Annotated in this window: 22 protein-coding genes; 2 read left to right on the top strand and 20 right to left on the bottom strand. The window is 42.3% G+C overall.

Annotation, left to right across the window (positions count from 1 at the left end; genetic code table 11):
- Positions 1 to 351: 351 nt before the first annotated feature.
- Positions 352 to 999, bottom strand: coding sequence for a beta-phosphoglucomutase (gene pgmB / locus BLV00_RS20465; RefSeq protein ID WP_093046767.1), 648 nt, complete (start codon positions 997 to 999; stop codon positions 352 to 354).
- Between the two features lie 56 nt (positions 1000 to 1055).
- On the bottom strand, positions 1056 to 1277 hold the full coding sequence (locus BLV00_RS20460; protein ID WP_093046766.1) for a hypothetical protein: 222 nt from the start codon (positions 1275 to 1277) through the stop codon (positions 1056 to 1058).
- A 136-nt stretch (positions 1278 to 1413) separates the two neighbouring features.
- Between BLV00_RS20460 and pdaB the strand changes: the two genes are divergently transcribed.
- Positions 1414 to 2172: a polysaccharide deacetylase family sporulation protein PdaB gene (gene pdaB / locus BLV00_RS20455; protein WP_093046765.1), complete on the top strand. Its 759-nt coding sequence runs from the start codon at positions 1414 to 1416 to the stop codon at positions 2170 to 2172.
- Positions 2173 to 2211: 39 nt separating this feature from the next.
- Here pdaB and BLV00_RS20450 read toward each other — a convergent pair whose 3' ends face one another.
- Entirely contained in the window at positions 2212 to 2814 is a 603-nt protein-coding gene (locus BLV00_RS20450) for a KinB-signaling pathway activation protein (protein WP_093046764.1), read from the bottom strand.
- Positions 2815 to 2958: 144 nt separating this feature from the next.
- Here BLV00_RS20450 and gerD point away from each other — a divergent pair, with 144 nt between their 5' ends.
- Positions 2959 to 3597, top strand: coding sequence for a spore germination lipoprotein GerD (gerD, locus tag BLV00_RS20445; RefSeq protein ID WP_245729032.1), 639 nt, complete (start codon positions 2959 to 2961; stop codon positions 3595 to 3597).
- A gap of 85 nt (positions 3598 to 3682) precedes the next feature.
- Here gerD and BLV00_RS20440 read toward each other — a convergent pair whose 3' ends face one another.
- The 17 genes from BLV00_RS20440 to BLV00_RS20360 all read right to left on the bottom strand — a co-directional run bounded on the left by BLV00_RS20440 (position 3683) and on the right by BLV00_RS20360 (position 14795).
- Positions 3683 to 4738: an Mrp/NBP35 family ATP-binding protein gene (locus BLV00_RS20440; RefSeq protein WP_093046763.1), complete on the bottom strand. Its 1056-nt coding sequence runs from the start codon at positions 4736 to 4738 to the stop codon at positions 3683 to 3685.
- Between the two features lie 96 nt (positions 4739 to 4834).
- Positions 4835 to 5539 (bottom strand): N-acetylmuramoyl-L-alanine amidase CwlD, encoded by a 705-nt coding sequence (gene cwlD / locus BLV00_RS20435; RefSeq protein WP_425441711.1) that lies wholly within the window; start codon positions 5537 to 5539, stop codon positions 4835 to 4837.
- A gap of 376 nt (positions 5540 to 5915) precedes the next feature.
- Complete coding sequence (gene rpsI / locus BLV00_RS20430; protein WP_093046761.1) at positions 5916 to 6308, bottom strand: 30S ribosomal protein S9; 393 nt, start codon at positions 6306 to 6308, stop codon at positions 5916 to 5918.
- 19 nt (positions 6309 to 6327) lie between these two features.
- On the bottom strand, positions 6328 to 6765 hold the full coding sequence (rplM, locus tag BLV00_RS20425; RefSeq protein WP_093046760.1) for a 50S ribosomal protein L13: 438 nt from the start codon (positions 6763 to 6765) through the stop codon (positions 6328 to 6330).
- 200 nt (positions 6766 to 6965) lie between these two features.
- Complete coding sequence (gene truA / locus BLV00_RS20420) at positions 6966 to 7706, bottom strand: tRNA pseudouridine(38-40) synthase TruA (RefSeq protein WP_093046759.1); 741 nt, start codon at positions 7704 to 7706, stop codon at positions 6966 to 6968.
- A gap of 15 nt (positions 7707 to 7721) precedes the next feature.
- On the bottom strand, positions 7722 to 8519 hold the full coding sequence (locus BLV00_RS20415; RefSeq protein ID WP_093046758.1) for an energy-coupling factor transporter transmembrane component T family protein: 798 nt from the start codon (positions 8517 to 8519) through the stop codon (positions 7722 to 7724).
- On the bottom strand, positions 8512 to 9384 hold the full coding sequence (locus BLV00_RS20410) for an energy-coupling factor ABC transporter ATP-binding protein (protein WP_093046757.1): 873 nt from the start codon (positions 9382 to 9384) through the stop codon (positions 8512 to 8514). The genes BLV00_RS20415 and BLV00_RS20410 overlap by 8 nt, the downstream gene beginning before the upstream one ends.
- Positions 9360 to 10196 carry an energy-coupling factor ABC transporter ATP-binding protein gene (locus tag BLV00_RS20405; protein ID WP_093046756.1) on the bottom strand — a complete coding sequence of 279 codons (837 nt, stop codon included), beginning with the start codon at positions 10194 to 10196 and terminating at the stop codon, positions 9360 to 9362. The genes BLV00_RS20410 and BLV00_RS20405 overlap by 25 nt, the downstream gene beginning before the upstream one ends.
- A gap of 160 nt (positions 10197 to 10356) precedes the next feature.
- Positions 10357 to 10716 (bottom strand): 50S ribosomal protein L17, encoded by a 360-nt coding sequence (gene rplQ / locus BLV00_RS20400; RefSeq protein WP_093046755.1) that lies wholly within the window; start codon positions 10714 to 10716, stop codon positions 10357 to 10359.
- Between the two features lie 46 nt (positions 10717 to 10762).
- Positions 10763 to 11707, bottom strand: coding sequence for a DNA-directed RNA polymerase subunit alpha (locus BLV00_RS20395; protein ID WP_093046754.1), 945 nt, complete (start codon positions 11705 to 11707; stop codon positions 10763 to 10765).
- A gap of 184 nt (positions 11708 to 11891) precedes the next feature.
- On the bottom strand, positions 11892 to 12281 hold the full coding sequence (gene rpsK / locus BLV00_RS20390; RefSeq protein WP_028781738.1) for a 30S ribosomal protein S11: 390 nt from the start codon (positions 12279 to 12281) through the stop codon (positions 11892 to 11894).
- 30 nt (positions 12282 to 12311) lie between these two features.
- Entirely contained in the window at positions 12312 to 12677 is a 366-nt protein-coding gene (gene rpsM, locus BLV00_RS20385) for a 30S ribosomal protein S13 (protein WP_093046753.1), read from the bottom strand.
- A gap of 24 nt (positions 12678 to 12701) precedes the next feature.
- Entirely contained in the window at positions 12702 to 12815 is a 114-nt protein-coding gene (gene rpmJ / locus BLV00_RS20380) for a 50S ribosomal protein L36 (protein ID WP_003156543.1), read from the bottom strand.
- A gap of 35 nt (positions 12816 to 12850) precedes the next feature.
- On the bottom strand, positions 12851 to 13069 hold the full coding sequence (infA, locus tag BLV00_RS20375) for a translation initiation factor IF-1 (protein ID WP_028781736.1): 219 nt from the start codon (positions 13067 to 13069) through the stop codon (positions 12851 to 12853).
- Positions 13047 to 13382: a KOW domain-containing RNA-binding protein gene (locus BLV00_RS20370; protein WP_093046752.1), complete on the bottom strand. Its 336-nt coding sequence runs from the start codon at positions 13380 to 13382 to the stop codon at positions 13047 to 13049. The genes infA and BLV00_RS20370 overlap by 23 nt, the downstream gene beginning before the upstream one ends.
- A gap of 16 nt (positions 13383 to 13398) precedes the next feature.
- Positions 13399 to 14145 carry a type I methionyl aminopeptidase gene (gene map / locus BLV00_RS20365; RefSeq protein ID WP_093046751.1) on the bottom strand — a complete coding sequence of 249 codons (747 nt, stop codon included), beginning with the start codon at positions 14143 to 14145 and terminating at the stop codon, positions 13399 to 13401.
- Positions 14142 to 14795 carry an adenylate kinase gene (locus BLV00_RS20360; protein ID WP_093046750.1) on the bottom strand — a complete coding sequence of 218 codons (654 nt, stop codon included), beginning with the start codon at positions 14793 to 14795 and terminating at the stop codon, positions 14142 to 14144. Before BLV00_RS20360 ends, map begins: the two co-directional genes overlap by 4 nt.
- Positions 14796 to 14797 lie beyond the last annotated feature (2 nt).

Genomic DNA, 14797 nt, shown 5'->3' with positions numbered 1-14797 from the left:
GCACTGCTAAAGTGCGTTGTTTTATTTCCTCATATAATGAAGAAATTAATTTGACGTACTGGTTGGTTCGTTCAGTTTTCAAAGATCAAATTGTTGTGTGTCGTTTTTGCGACGAATATTAATATATCATGGCCGCTAATCATTGTCAACAAATTATTACAAGTTTTGTTGTGTTTTTTGTTGGCTGTGATTTGTTTTCCGACAACAGAAATAAATATAGCATATAAAATACAATTTACGCAATATCTTTTTTAAAGTTTTTCTATAGAATGGGAAAATTATTATCAGAGCGCAACCACCATATAAAAAAGAAGGGAACAAAATCCCTTCTTTCTTGACCCTATCCTTTTACTAAAATCTCTCTCGCAGGTCTTTCAAATTCAATTCTGTCGTATCTTGGACAATCCAATCAGCCTTTTTCAATGATTGTCCGACACCTACCGCAAACATATCTGCTGACTTAATCGCTTCGACTCCTGCCTGGGCATCTTCTATCCCGACACAGCCAGCTGCTGATACATTGAGTTGTTCAGCTGCTTTCAAGAAAATTTCTGGATCGGGTTTGCCTCGCTCTACTTTAGTGGCATCCACCACCTCATCCAGCAGATGGGTGATTTCCAGTCTTTCAATGACTGGCTGAGCGTTTTTACTGGAGGAAGCCAGTGCGGTTTTAATCCCTGCCAATTTGATTTCTTCCATGAATTTTAATATTCCGGGCAGTAAATCGTTTGGGGTGATATTTGAAATCATTGTTCTATAATGATCATTTTTTTTAGAGGCGTAATATTCTTTATCCGCTCCTGATAATTCTTTACCCCCATGCTCCAGGATCAGATCTAAAGATTCCATCCTGCCTACACCTTTCAACTTCTCATTGAAGTCGCGGTCAAATGAAATACCGATGTCTTCAGCTAGTTTTTTCCATGCTTCATAATGGTATTCTGCTGTATCCGTAATCACTCCGTCCAAATCAAAAAGGATCCCTTTGATTTCCGTCATAGTTCCCCACTCCCTTACTTATACCTGTTGTTATACTGAATATAACACATAACCCCTTATTGGTGCTTTTTCTTTCTTGGCATGTACTTTAAACATTCTTTATGATTGGCAATACGTTTGAACAACTCAAAAAGAAGTTCATAACGCTCTTGCATGGCCCGTTTTACCATATGGTCAATGCGATGATCATCCAAGTCAAATAAAAGCTCGTCCATTTCTCGTTTGATCAGATACTCTATTTCTTCTCTTTCTAATTCGTTTATCAACAAACCAAGCACGTCATCACCTCATTGAAAGATTGTCTTTTCATTGTTCCCTTACACAAATAATTTTATTAGAAAAATTTACCGAACCGAATAGCCTGGACAGTTCATACATAGAATGTAGCAAGTCCACTCGGAAAGAAGGGTTCGTATGCATTTTTTTGTATGGCATCTTAAAAAAATAAAAAAATACGCGGTTATTGTACTTTTAGCATTATTTTGTGCCTTATTTTTGTGGGTCGGCCAATTTAGCTCACTATCTGTTTTTTCAAGCGAGAATGGACCAGAAGCATTAAGCAGAGGGAATGACAAGCAATCATCTGTTGCTCTTACATTCAATATCAGTTGGGGCACAGAAAAAGTGAATGATGTGTTAGCCCAATTAGCTAAACATGATGCTAAGGCTACTTTCTTTGTAAGTGGCGAATGGGCAGAGCGACATCCTGAATTGATGAAAAAAATCAATGAAGGGGAACATGAAATCGGTATGATGGGCTATCGATACACTAGCTATTTAGAACAAAAACCAGAACAAGTACGGAAAGATCTGAATTACGCAGAGGAAATATTCAATAAGTTGGGGTACGAAGACGTCACACTGTTACGGACTCCTCATGGTCATTTCAATAAAGAAGTATTGAAGATCGCTGACGAGAAAGGCTATGATGTTGTCCAATGGAGTGTAAATCCGAGGGATTGGGAAAACCCAGGCACGGATGAAATTGTGGATCAAGTGATGAAAAAGAGCTCAAAAGGGGATATAATTCTTCTCCACGCTTCTGACTCGGCTAAACAAACCCCAAAAGCTCTCGAAACCATATTGCCTGGTTTGAAAGGCAAGGGCTTGAAGCTGGTCAGAGTCACAGATATGGTTGCGGGAAGCGAAGCAAGTGCAAAAGAAATTAAATGATATCAGAAAAGCCGGACGGCCAATGTCCGGCTTTTTTCCTTAGTTATTGTGTGGTTCCTTATTATTTAAACGGTGAAGCAGCAATAACTGGTAAGCATTGCATGCCAATAGTGGGATAATCATCATCCAAACATAATCCTGCCCGTCTGATCTTAAAGCAGGTACCCATTCAATCGTCGTCACCACTACCATGAAAAATAAGGCAGGTACAAAGGCTTTAGCGTTTGTTTCTTTCCTTTTTACATAAGCGACAATGTAACTTACAGCCAGCAACCCTAAGGCAGTAAGCAAGAATGGCCAAACTGAAGCCCCTTTGCCAGCCGCTTGGTACCTGAAATAAACCAGATCAAATAAGGTAAATGCAATTAAAAACAATTGAATGGCAGGCCACAGGCCCTTGAACATTCCTAAGCCAAATTGATGCACGGTCAAATAAGCGAAAAAACCCATCTGACTGATAATACTGAATATAAATCCAAGACCTGAAAAAAATAACAACAGTCCGATCAATTCAAAGAAATCGAACGGCCGTAACACGTTAGCATAAGCATCCGCTTTAACAACAAAGCTTGTCAGTAGTGTCAACACACCACCAAGCACTAAAGTCGTCAAAAAAAGACGCACCCATTTACGACTTGTCACTATTGTTCCTCCTAATTCTTCTTATAACCTTCCCTTTGGTATTTTATCATGAACACCCGTTTTTTTCCTTAATGATATAGCGAATATTTTTCGAGCATTTCCCCATATTAACTAATAATAGGACAAAGAAAGGGGACATTCCAAATGTCCATGAAACGCAGCTTATTGTTCATAGGATTATTTGCATTGTTTCTCACCGCATGTGCAGGGAATTCCTCTGGAAATGAACAACAAACGGATTATGATACCACCAAAAAAATGGTTGTAGATATATTAAAGTCCGATGATGGCAAAAAAGCCATGACTGAAGTAATGTCAGATGAAAAAATGCAGCAAGCGATGGCCCTTGAATCAAAGGTAGTGTCCGATGCAGTCAACAAAGCACTAACCTCTGAACAAGGAAAAGAATTTTGGACAAAGATGTTTTCAGACCCGAAATTTGTAAAAGGTTTCGCTGACTCGATGAAAAAAGAACATGAGGAACTGTTGAAAGGCTTGATGAAGGATTCTGAATACCAGAAACTTTTAATTGATGTTTTTCAAAATCCAGAAATGATTGAGCAGATGCAAACCGTCATGGAAGGGCAAAAATTCCGTGAGCACTTAGAGAAAACCATTCAGGAAACCTTGAACAGTCCTTTGTTTAAAGCAGAAATGACTGACACACTGCTGAAAGCCGCTGAAAAGATGAAAGGTGGTCAAGGTCAACAAGACCAAAAGTCTCAAGAAGGCGGTGGAGGCCAAGGTGGCGGTGGGCAAGGTGGCGGCGGCACGACTGAGTAATTAAGTTTAGCCACCTCATCTCACCTGATTCCACATAAAAAGGTCACGCATCCATTGATGGATCGCGTGACCTTTTTTAAAGTATTCATGATGTGCGATCAATTACCTTTGCCGCTACGTTACGGTAAATTTGTCCAGTAGGATGGTCTTCCTGATATACGGAAGGCGCAAAGATATCTTCTTCTTCAAAAGGCTGGCGCAAAGGAATATGTCCCAGTACATCAGTTTTTAACTGCTCAGCCAGCTTTTCTCCGCCACCACGGCCGAAGACATATTCTTTATCACCTGTAACCTGGCTTTCAAAGTAAGCCATATTTTCAACTACACCAAGAATTTCATGCTCGGTTTGAATAGCCATCTGTCCCGCACGTGCCGCTACAAATGCAGCAGTTGGGTGTGGTGTGGTGACAATGATTTCTTTGGAAGAAGGAAGCATAGAATGTACATCCAACGCTACATCACCTGTTCCTGGCGGCAGGTCTAGCAATAGATAATCTAAATCGCCCCATTCCACTTCTTTAAAAAAGCTGGTCAACATCTTACCCAGCATAGGTCCACGCCAGATGACTGGTGAATTATCTTCTACGAAGAACCCCATAGAAATCACCTTCACACCAAAACGCTCTACCGGCAGGATCTTTTCTCCTCGTACGACTGGCCGCTCTTCGACACCCATCATATCCGGCACACTGAAGCCGTATATATCAGCGTCGATGATGCCAACTTTTTTACCTAGACGAGCAAGAGCAATAGCTAAGTTCACCGTAACGGTAGATTTACCTACCCCGCCCTTACCACTGGCAATCGAAATGAAGGTGGTGCCTGTCTGTCCATTCATCAGTGAAGCTTCTTCTGCTTGCTGTGCACTTTGTTGATATTTCTCGATAACTTCATCTGGAAGCTGGGTAAAACGCAATCCCACAGTGGCAGCTCCAGCGCCTTTCAGCACATTGACAATTTCCTGCTGAAGCTGCATTTGTTCTGCAGTATTTGTTTTAGCCACGCCAACCTTAACACTGACATGGTTCTTTTCTTCTTTAATTTTAATCTCTTCAACTCCACCTGTTTCTTCTAACGTTTTATGTAAAAACGGATCTTCGATTGGATGAAGTAATTTTTGTACTTCTTCTTTAGTTAACACGAATGATTCACCATCCTTTGAATAGTTTCAATCACAGCAAGTATAACATATTTCATATACTTAATAAGTGATTTGCATCAAGGATGGTGAAATCTGTCAATCCGCTTCCGGATATTCTTCTTCACTGGTATAACGCAAAATCCCCTCATAGATGGAAGCAGCCATTTTTCTTTGGTAGCTATCTTTTTTCAATAAATTGCGTTCATGAGTATTGGATAAAAAACCAGCTTCCACCAGTGCTGCAGGAACATCTGCATGTTTGAGCAGGTACATGCCATTTATAGCAAGCGCGGTTCTTTCCGTATTTTCCAGGTTGCGGATGATTTCCGCTTGTATGAATTTCGCCAGGTTTTCGCTTTGTTCCAAATCAGGATAATAGAATGTCTGTGCCCCGTGCCATTGAGTAGCAGGTATGGCATTCAGATGAATACTCAAAAAGAAATCGGGTTCTTTCTCATGAATGAATGCTAACCGGTTTCGTATGTCTTCTGACTTCCTTCTGGATAATCCCTCCGTACCCTCCTCCGCCAGATCACGGTCATCACTACGTGTCAGATACACCAATGCGCCAGCCTGCTGTAAATAATCCTGCAGATATTTAGAAATGTTCAGGGCAATATCTTTTTCCTGTGTATTGTCAGAGCCTTCTGCCCCTCCATCCACTCCTCCGTGCCCCGGATCAAGCACTATCACTTTCCCGGCTAAAGGAAGAGACCAAGTCTGCCATGTATCTTTTGCTTCCTGCACTGGATAAGCAATTAAAAAAATCAATAATGCCAAACCACATAACCATGTGAACACCTTTAGACGATGGTACACGTCTCCCCACCCTCTCCCATAACATTCTCTTTCAACTATATGGGACAAGTCAGGAAAATATGCTTGTCTACGCCTTACCTGACACTTGAAAATCTAAAGGAAGTGTTCATGCTGTACAAATGCTTTGCCTGGCCGAAAATTGGCTTTGTGACATTCGGGCCGTCCATGACGATTGTGTAAAACTCCCCATCCGCCACTGAAGGAAACAATCACCTTCATACGCCCCACTTTCATTCTTCCTTATATTAGAAAGCCTTAGTATTTTCTTTTACTTTGACCCTAACAACGTTAAACTTTCCTAAAGTACAAAAAAGCCTCTGATCTAAAATAGACCAGAGACTTAGATAGTGATATAAGATTAACGCTTAGAGAATTGTGGTGCACGACGAGCGCCTTTAAGACCGTATTTCTTACGTTCTTTCATGCGGCTGTCACGTGTCAATAGGCCTTCACGCTTCAATGGTGTACGGTAGTCAGGGTCCGCTTGCAATAGCGCACGAGCGATACCATGACGGACAGCACCAGCCTGGCCAGTGAATCCACCACCATCAACGTTTACATATACATCATAGTTACCTTCATTTTCTGTAACAGCAAGAGGCTGCTTTAGAATTGTACGAAGGGTTTCATACGGGAAGTAGTCTTCCGCGTCACGGTTGTTGACTACTACACGGCCGTTACCAGGAACAAGGCGTACACGTGCAGTTGACTTTTTACGACGTCCAGTACCGTTGTATTGTACTTGTGCCACTCTTCATTACCTCCTTAGATTATCCGCGAAGTTCGTAAACTTCTGGTTGTTGTGCTTCGTGCTTGTGCTCTGGGCCAGCATACACGTGAAGCTTTTTACCCATCTTACGTCCCAGGCTTCCTTTAGGCAGCATACCCTTGATTGCAATTTCAAGCATTTGCTCAGGGTATTTTGTACGCATTTCGTTAGCTGTACGAGATTTCAAACCGCCTACATAATTAGTGTGACGGTAGTAAATTTTATCGTTAAGTTTCTTACCTGATAGTTCGATTTTTTCTGCATTGACGATAATTACGTGATCACCAGTGTCAAAGTGCGGTGTATAAGTTGGTTTATGCTTACCACGTAGGATAGCAGCGACTTCACTTGATAGACGACCAAGTGTTTTGCCTTCTGCATCCACAACATACCATTTACGTTCAACGTTACCTTCATTAGCCATGAAAGTTGTGCGCATGTCGGTTTCCCTCCTGAATTGTTTAAATGTTTCACAGAGCTTCATTTATCTCGATACGATTAGTTTCCGGGGCTAATCGTGGTATAGAAATAAAATGCCATAGAACATATTATAATACTTACACCCTTAATGTCAAGCAAATGTTACACCAGGGACAGTTGTTTTTTACTTTTTTGATAATATTCTATTTAAAAAGGTGCTTAGTAAAAGACTTGCCATAAAAATAAGCCATGGGGCGGTGCGGTTTTCCCAGCGGCACTTCGGTCCCTGGCACGGATCATCTCCATAATCTTTTCAGGCTCATGTTCTCCATTACCGATTTCCAGTAATGTACCAACAAGAATCCGAACCATATTGTAAAGAAAACCTGTGCCACGGAAAATGAAAGTAAGCTCATTTCCTTCGACGACAATACCCGCTTTGGTAATTGTCCGTATTTTATCACCTTTCACCGTTGTTCGTGCTGAACAAAAAGAAGTAAAATCATGTTCTCCTTCTAAATAGTCGCATGCTTTCCTCATCGCTTCAATATTTAGTGGCTGTGGAACGTGATAACTGTAATGACGACGGAATAAATCAGCTTCCGTTTGGTTCAACACCTTATAGCGATATTCTTTTCCAGTGGTGTCATAGCGCGCATGGAAATCAGCATTCGCGTAATGAACGTCTGCCACGCGAATATCTGCCGGAAGCATGGCAGTCAATGCCCGCTTCCATCCATCCAGCGGAATATTAAGGTCAGAGGTGAAATGAATGACCTGACCGACCGCGTGGACCCCAGCATCAGTCCGGCCGGAAGCAATAATTTTCACCACTTCCCCTTTATGCATTTTAGATAAAACAGCTTCGATTTCGGCCTGGATGGTACGGCCATTCGGCTGCACTTGATACCCCGAGAACGCTGTTCCATCATATTGGATGATGCATTTCAACTTTTGCATAAAGCTTCCTCCATCCTACGAGCGGGTCATGAATAAACCGATGATAACAAGGACAAACAAAATATATATATAAATATCCAGCCTGCCGATACTTAGCTCTCTCAGTTTCGTTCTTCCTTCACCACCCTGGTACCCCCTTGCTTCCATTGCCATGGCTAACTCCTCAGCCCGTTTAAATGCACTGACAAACAATGGGACAAGCAGTGGGACAACAGCTTTGATACGGTCTTTGACAGGGCCGGTTCGAAAATCGACCCCACGCGATGCCTGCGCCTTTGATATCTTTTCTGTTTCTTGCATCAAAGTGGGAATGAACCGGAGCGAAATCGACATCATCAAAGCAAGCTCATGGACAGGAAAGCGTATCTTTTTCAAAGGTCCTAACATACTTTCAATGGCATCCGTTATTTCAATTGGGGTTGTGGTTAAGGTGAGCAGCGAGGTCACTAAAATCAACAAAAAGAAGCGCAACGAAATAGCTAAACCTTGAATAAATCCACCAGTATAAAAGTCAAAGGTAAAAATACTGAATAGTACTTCTCCCTCTTTAGTGACGAATAAATGCAAAATAAAAGTAAATACAATCAAAAACCAAACAGGCAGCAGCCCTTTGATTAAATAGTTTGCTGGTATTTTAGTAGAAACAGCGCTCCCTACCGCAAATAAGGTAAGCAGACCATAACTCATAACAGAATTAGCAAAGAATACGATCAGCACAAAGAAAAAAATGATAGTGATTTTTGTCCTGGGATCGAGACGATGAATAACGGAGTTCCCGGGTACATATTGACCGATGATCATACTGCTACTCATGGTCGTCTCCCCCTTTTACCATAGCAGCCAATTCCTTTGCTAATTGTGCTATGTTCTGATTATGATAGGAGATCGTTTTTCCAAATTTCTCTTCTACTTCACTTAAGAATTGAATGACTTCAGGAACATCCAATTGGACATGTTCCAATTCTTTCTTACGTACTAAAACCTCCAGGGGAGGCCCTTCCAAATGCTTTTTCCCATCCTTCAAAATAATGATATGGTCAGCATAACGAAGTGCATCTTCCATGCTATGGGTAACAAGAACAGTAGTAAGTTTCTTTTCTTTATGGAGATTGGAGAACATATCCATAACTTCCCTTTGACCACGAGGATCCAGACCTGCAGTGGGTTCATCTAATACTAATACGTTCGGATCCATAGCCAATACTCCCGCAATAGCTACTCTCCTCATTTGTCCCCCACTTAAATCAAAAGGGGAACGGTGTAAAAGTTCCTCCGGCAAATCTACAGCCTTGATTGCTTCCCGAGTTCTCCGTTTGATTTCTTCTTGATCAACATGAAAGTTAAGTGGTCCAAACCCAATGTCTTTCTCGACGGTTTCTTCAAACAATTGATGCTCAGGATATTGAAAGACAACGCCTACCTTTTCCCGCAAACTTTTTATATTCTTCGTCTTCTCATCAGCACTTATTTTGTAAGTTCCAATGGTAACTTCGCCTTCAGTTGGCCGCAGAAGTCCGTTCAGATGCTGAAGCAAGGTGGACTTGCCAGAGCCTGTATGCCCGATTATCGCTATAAAGGAGCCTGATCTGATGTGAAACGATAGCTCACTTAAAGCACGATGCTCAAACGGAGTATTAGGTTGATAGATATAACTTACATCTTTGAATGTAATGTCCATAATTCCTCCAACAACTCCTGGTGATTAAGTGGCTCACGCTGTATATTCAAACCAGCAGCTGACAATTCAGCAGCCAGTTTGGTCACAAAAGGAGTATCTAAGCCAATATTCATTAAAGCATCTTTCTCTGCAAAAACCTCTCGAGGATCACCTTCCAGCCACCTGCGTCCTTGATTCATAACTAATACTCGATCCGCTTTTATTACTTCTCTTAAATCATGCGTGATGGTAATTAAAGAGAGATCCTGGTTTTCTTGTACCTGTCGTATCGTCTCCATAATTTCCAGTCTGCCTTTTGGGTCAAGCATAGCAGTCGCTTCATCAAGAATAATCAGCTCAGGAGCAACAGCCAAAACACTAGCTATGGCTACTCGCTGTTTTTGTCCTCCAGAAAGACGATGAGGTTCATGAGATTGATAATTACTCATTCCGACAGCTGCTAAGCTGCTTTGGACTCTTTTTAACATCAATTCCCGGGGCAACCCGTGGTTTTCCATACCGAACGCCACGTCATCCCTTACCGTAGTTCCAACAAATTGGTTATCAGGATTTTGGAACACCATCCCGACTTTTTTTCGTATATCCCAAATTGTTTCCTCATTGACTACTATTCCATCAACCAATATTTCTCCTTGTTGAGGTAAGAGAAGACCATTCATCAACTTAGCTATCGTTGATTTCCCTGACCCGTTATGACCGATGATCGCTAACCATTCGTCCGTATGGACTGTAAAGCTTACATTCTCCAGTACCCACGGCTGGTCTTCTCTATAACGGAAAGATACGTCTCTAAACTCGATAAATTGCGACAAACTTGCTCCCCCTCTGCTCGGCTAATATATTATTTCCGGGGAAATAATGTCTAATTTCCTTGAAAGAATGGGAAATTCCTGTAAAGGTGCAAAACAAAAAAGGGCTGGAACCAACCTCTAGCTGAGATTCCGTCCTGCCCTTTTGCACCCTTGTTATTCATTAAACTAATTCAATGATCGCCATCTTCGCGCCATCCCCTTGACGTTCGCCAAGTTTCAGGACACGAGTGTAACCACCTTGACGATCCTCATAGCGTGGAGCGATGTCAGAGAATAGTTTTTGTAGTGCTGACTGATCCCCTTCTTCATCAGCTGAAGCACTGTATAGATACGCTTCTGCTTGACGACGAGCGTGTAGGTCCCCACGCTTGCCAAGTGTGATCATTTTGTCCACGACAGAACGAAGCTCTTTCGCTTTTGCTTCAGTCGTTTCAATACGTTCATAGATAATTAGATCCGTCGCCAGGTTGCGTAACAACGCTAAGCGCTGATCTGTAGTACGACCCAATTTTCTAGCCATTGATTATCCCTCCCTTGTTTGGACTCTCTTAGATGCAATCTATCGATCAATCGTCTTTTCTTAGACCAAGTCCGAGTTCATCTAACTTGTATTTTACTTCTTCTAGTGACTTACGCCCGAGGTTACGGACCTTCATCATATCTTCCTCTGACTTATGGGCCAACTCTTGGACTGTATTGATTCCCGCACGCTTCAGGCAATTATAAGAACGTACGGACAAATCAAGCTCTTCAATAGTCATCTCAAGCACTTTTTCCTTTTGGTCCTCTTCTTTCTCCACCATGATTTCCGCTTTTTGTGCTTCATCAGTCAGGCCGACAAAGATATTAAGGTGTTCCATATAGACTTTAGAGCCTAGAGATACAGCCTCTTCGGGACGGATACTTCCATCTGTCCATACATCCAGCGTAAGTTTATCAAAGTTTGCAGACTGACCGACACGTGTGTTTTCCACTTGGTATGTTACACGTGATACTGGTGTGAAGATGGAATCAACAGGAATGACTCCAATTGGTAAATCTTCATGATTGTTCCCCTCTGCCGGGCGATATCCTCTACCACGTTCAGCCGTGATACGCATTTGCAAGTTGGCATTCGGGCCAAGTGTTGCAATGTGAAGATCCGGATTCAATACCTCGATATCACTATCATGCGTAATATCAGCAGCAGTTACTTTCCCTTCGCCTTGTACATCGACTTCTAAAGTCTTTTCCTCTTCAGAATAAATCTTTAGGGCCAATTGCTTCAGATTCAGAATGATAGTGGTAACATCTTCTACAACTCCATCAATGGTGGAGAATTCATGAAGAGCCCCTTCCATCTGAACAGATGTGACAGCAGCGCCAGGAAGCGAGGATAGTAGGATACGACGCAAGGAGTTACCTAGTGTTGTACCATACCCGCGTTCGAGCGGTTCGACAACGAATTTCCCAAAAGTGGCGTCATCGCTGATCTCAACCGTTTCAATTTTCGGCTTTTCAATTTCGATCATTAAACAAAACCCTCCTTCAAAACGTCGAAACCTCGGTTAGACCTCCTGTCTAACCGAAATTCCTCAGGTAGGCAGTCCCCGATTTAGAACAAATAACGTTCCGTATTGTCTGTTATACATGCGTTGCTGTTAAATAGCTATCATAACCCATTATAGACAGGGTTACAAATTCTATACAGATAAATTATACACGACGACGTTTTGGCGGACGGCAACCATTGTGAGGTACAGGTGTTACGTCACGAATAGCTGTTACTTCCAAGCCTGCTGCTTGAAGTGCACGGATGGCAGCTTCACGTCCAGCACCTGGGCCTTTAACGGTTACTTCCAATGTTTTCAAGCCATGCTCTTGTGCTGCTTTAGCTGCAGCTTCAGAAGCCATTTGAGCAGCGAATGGAGTAGATTTACGAGAACCCTTGAAACCTAGGGAACCAGCACTGCTCCAGCTTACTGCGTTACCTTGCACATCGGTGATAGTAACGATCGTATTGTTGAAAGTGGAACGGATATGAGCCACACCACTCTCAATATTCTTTTTCACACGACGTTTACGAGTGTTAGTTTTACGTGCCATATTGTTGTATTTACCTCCTTTATCAATCGATTATTTACGTTTATTAGCGACCGTACGACGTGGTCCTTTACGAGTACGGGAGTTATTCTTCGTCTTCTGCCCGCGTACTGGAAGGCCGCGACGATGGCGGATTCCACGGTAAGAGCCGATTTCAATCAAACGTTTGATGTTAAGAGAAACTTCACGGCGAAGATCACCTTCAACGTTGTAGTCCTCCATTGCTTTACGGATTTTAGCTAGTTCGTCCTCAGTCAAGTCACGGACACGAGTGTTTTCAGAAACACCTGCTTTTGCCAGGACATCTTTAGCAGCGGATTTACCGATGCCGTAGATGTACGTCAAAGAAACAACAACGCGCTTGTCACGAGGAATATCAATACCTGCAATACGTGCCATAGGTTACGTGCACCTCCTTCATAATTAACCTTGTTTTTGTTTATGCTTAGGGTTTTCGCAAATTACCATTACTTTACCTTTACGACGGATAACTTTGCATTTTTCGCAAATTGGTTTTACAGAAGGCCTTACCTTCATGATCCATACCTCCTTTTAGATCGGAGCATTTCATGCTATTTATAACGGTACGTAATTCGTCCTCTTGTCAAATCATATGGGGAAAGTTCAACCGTCACTTTGTCTCCAGGCAAGATTCGAATGAAATGCATGCGAATTTTACCAGAAACATGAGCTAGAACGGTATGTTCGTTCTCAAGCTCTACTTTGAACATTGCGTTCGGTAGAGTTTCAACGACGGTCCCTTCCACTTCAATTACATCGTCTTTCGCCATCGAGTTGATCTCCCTTCTTCAAATCAGTCACTACTTCATTGATAAATTTGGTTACGGCAAAACGCAGCTTACCATTTGTGACGCGACCAGTTTCTAGAAGGCTGTGTTGGACTTCTGGAGAAACGAAATCCATCAGCTCCACGTGCTGCAGATTCTTTTTCTTTGGTCGATCAAACTTTCGTTTCTCCCCATCAGCAAGCAGCACAAAACGATTGTCAAGCAAATCGATGACAACCATATACTGCTCTGCTTCACGTCCCTGTACAATACGAACAACTTGACCTATTCGTGGACTCGACTCAGTTTCGTTCAATCACGATCACCTTCACTTAGGCTTTGGTTAAAATCTCATAACCTTCTTCAGTAATAACGATGGTGTGTTCAAAATGCGCACACATCTTACCATCTTGAGTGACGACCGTCCAGTTATCTGCAAGTGTTTTAACATACCTTTTTCCTGCATTGACCATAGGTTCAACCGCTAATACCATGCCAGGCTTCAATCTTGGCCCCTTGTTTGGAGGCCCATAATGAGGGATCTGCGGATCCTCATGAAGTTCCTGACCGACCCCGTGTCCGACATACTCGCGGACAATGGAGTATCCTAACGGTTCAACATGACTTTGAATGGCATGCGATATATTTGAAAGGCGTACACCTGGTTTTGCTTCATCAAGTCCTTTGAACAAGGATGTTTCAGTAACTTTCAGCAAATCCTTTGTCTTTTCATCAATTTCACCGACTGGGTAAGTCCAGGCAGAATCGCCATGATATCCTTTGTATTTAGCACCGATATCAATGCTGATGATATCTCCTTCATTCAATTTCCGGTCACCCGGAATTCCATGAACAAGTTCCTCATTGACCGAGGCGCAAATACTACCACGGAAACCATTATACCCTTTAAAGGAAGGAATTGCATCCATACTGCTGATGAACTCCTCTGCAATACGGTCCAATTCTCCAGTAGTAATACCTGGTTGAATGTGTTTCTTCAACTCCCGGTGCGTCAGGGCGACAATCTTGCCCGCTTCACGCATGATTTCAATTTCCCGTGGTGTTTTTGTGATGATCATTTAGATAGGCCTCCGAGCTTTTCGTCGATGTCCTTGAATACTTGGTTGATATCTTGGTCACCTTTGATTGTTACTAAATAGCCTTTGTCTTTATAGAAGTCCAACATTGGTTGTGTTTGTTCAATATTTACATCCAAACGTTTACGGACGGTTTCTGGTTTGTCGTCTTCACGTTGAATCAACTCAGATCCATCCTTATCACACTTGCCTTCCACTTTAGGAGGGTTGTAAATGACGTGGTACGTAGCACCACATGTCGGGCAAACACGTCTTCCTGTCAAACGTTCTACCAGTTGATCGGTCGGAACATCAATATGAAGAACATAATCTAAAGATTCGTTCATATCTTTCAACAGATTTTCGAGGGCTTCGGCTTGAGCGATAGTTCTTGGAAAACCATCCAGCAAGAAACCTTTTTCACAATCATCTTTGCTGAGACGTTCGCGAACGATTCCGATAGTAACTTCATCAGGAACCAATTCACCTTTGTCCATAAATGATTTTGCTTCTTTACCTAATGCTGTTCCTTCTTTGATAGCTAAACGGAACATATCTCCAGTTGAGATATGAGGGATGTTATATTTTTCGACTATCTTTTCAGCCTGAGTGCCCTTGCCGGCACCAGGAAGACCCATCAGAATTAAATTCAACT

The sequence above is a fragment of the Thalassobacillus cyri genome (genome assembly GCF_900107755.1).
GTDB classification, from domain to species: Bacteria; Bacillota; Bacilli; order Bacillales; family Halobacillaceae; genus Thalassobacillus; species Thalassobacillus cyri.
This window is presented reverse-complemented; position numbering and strand designations above follow the sequence as displayed.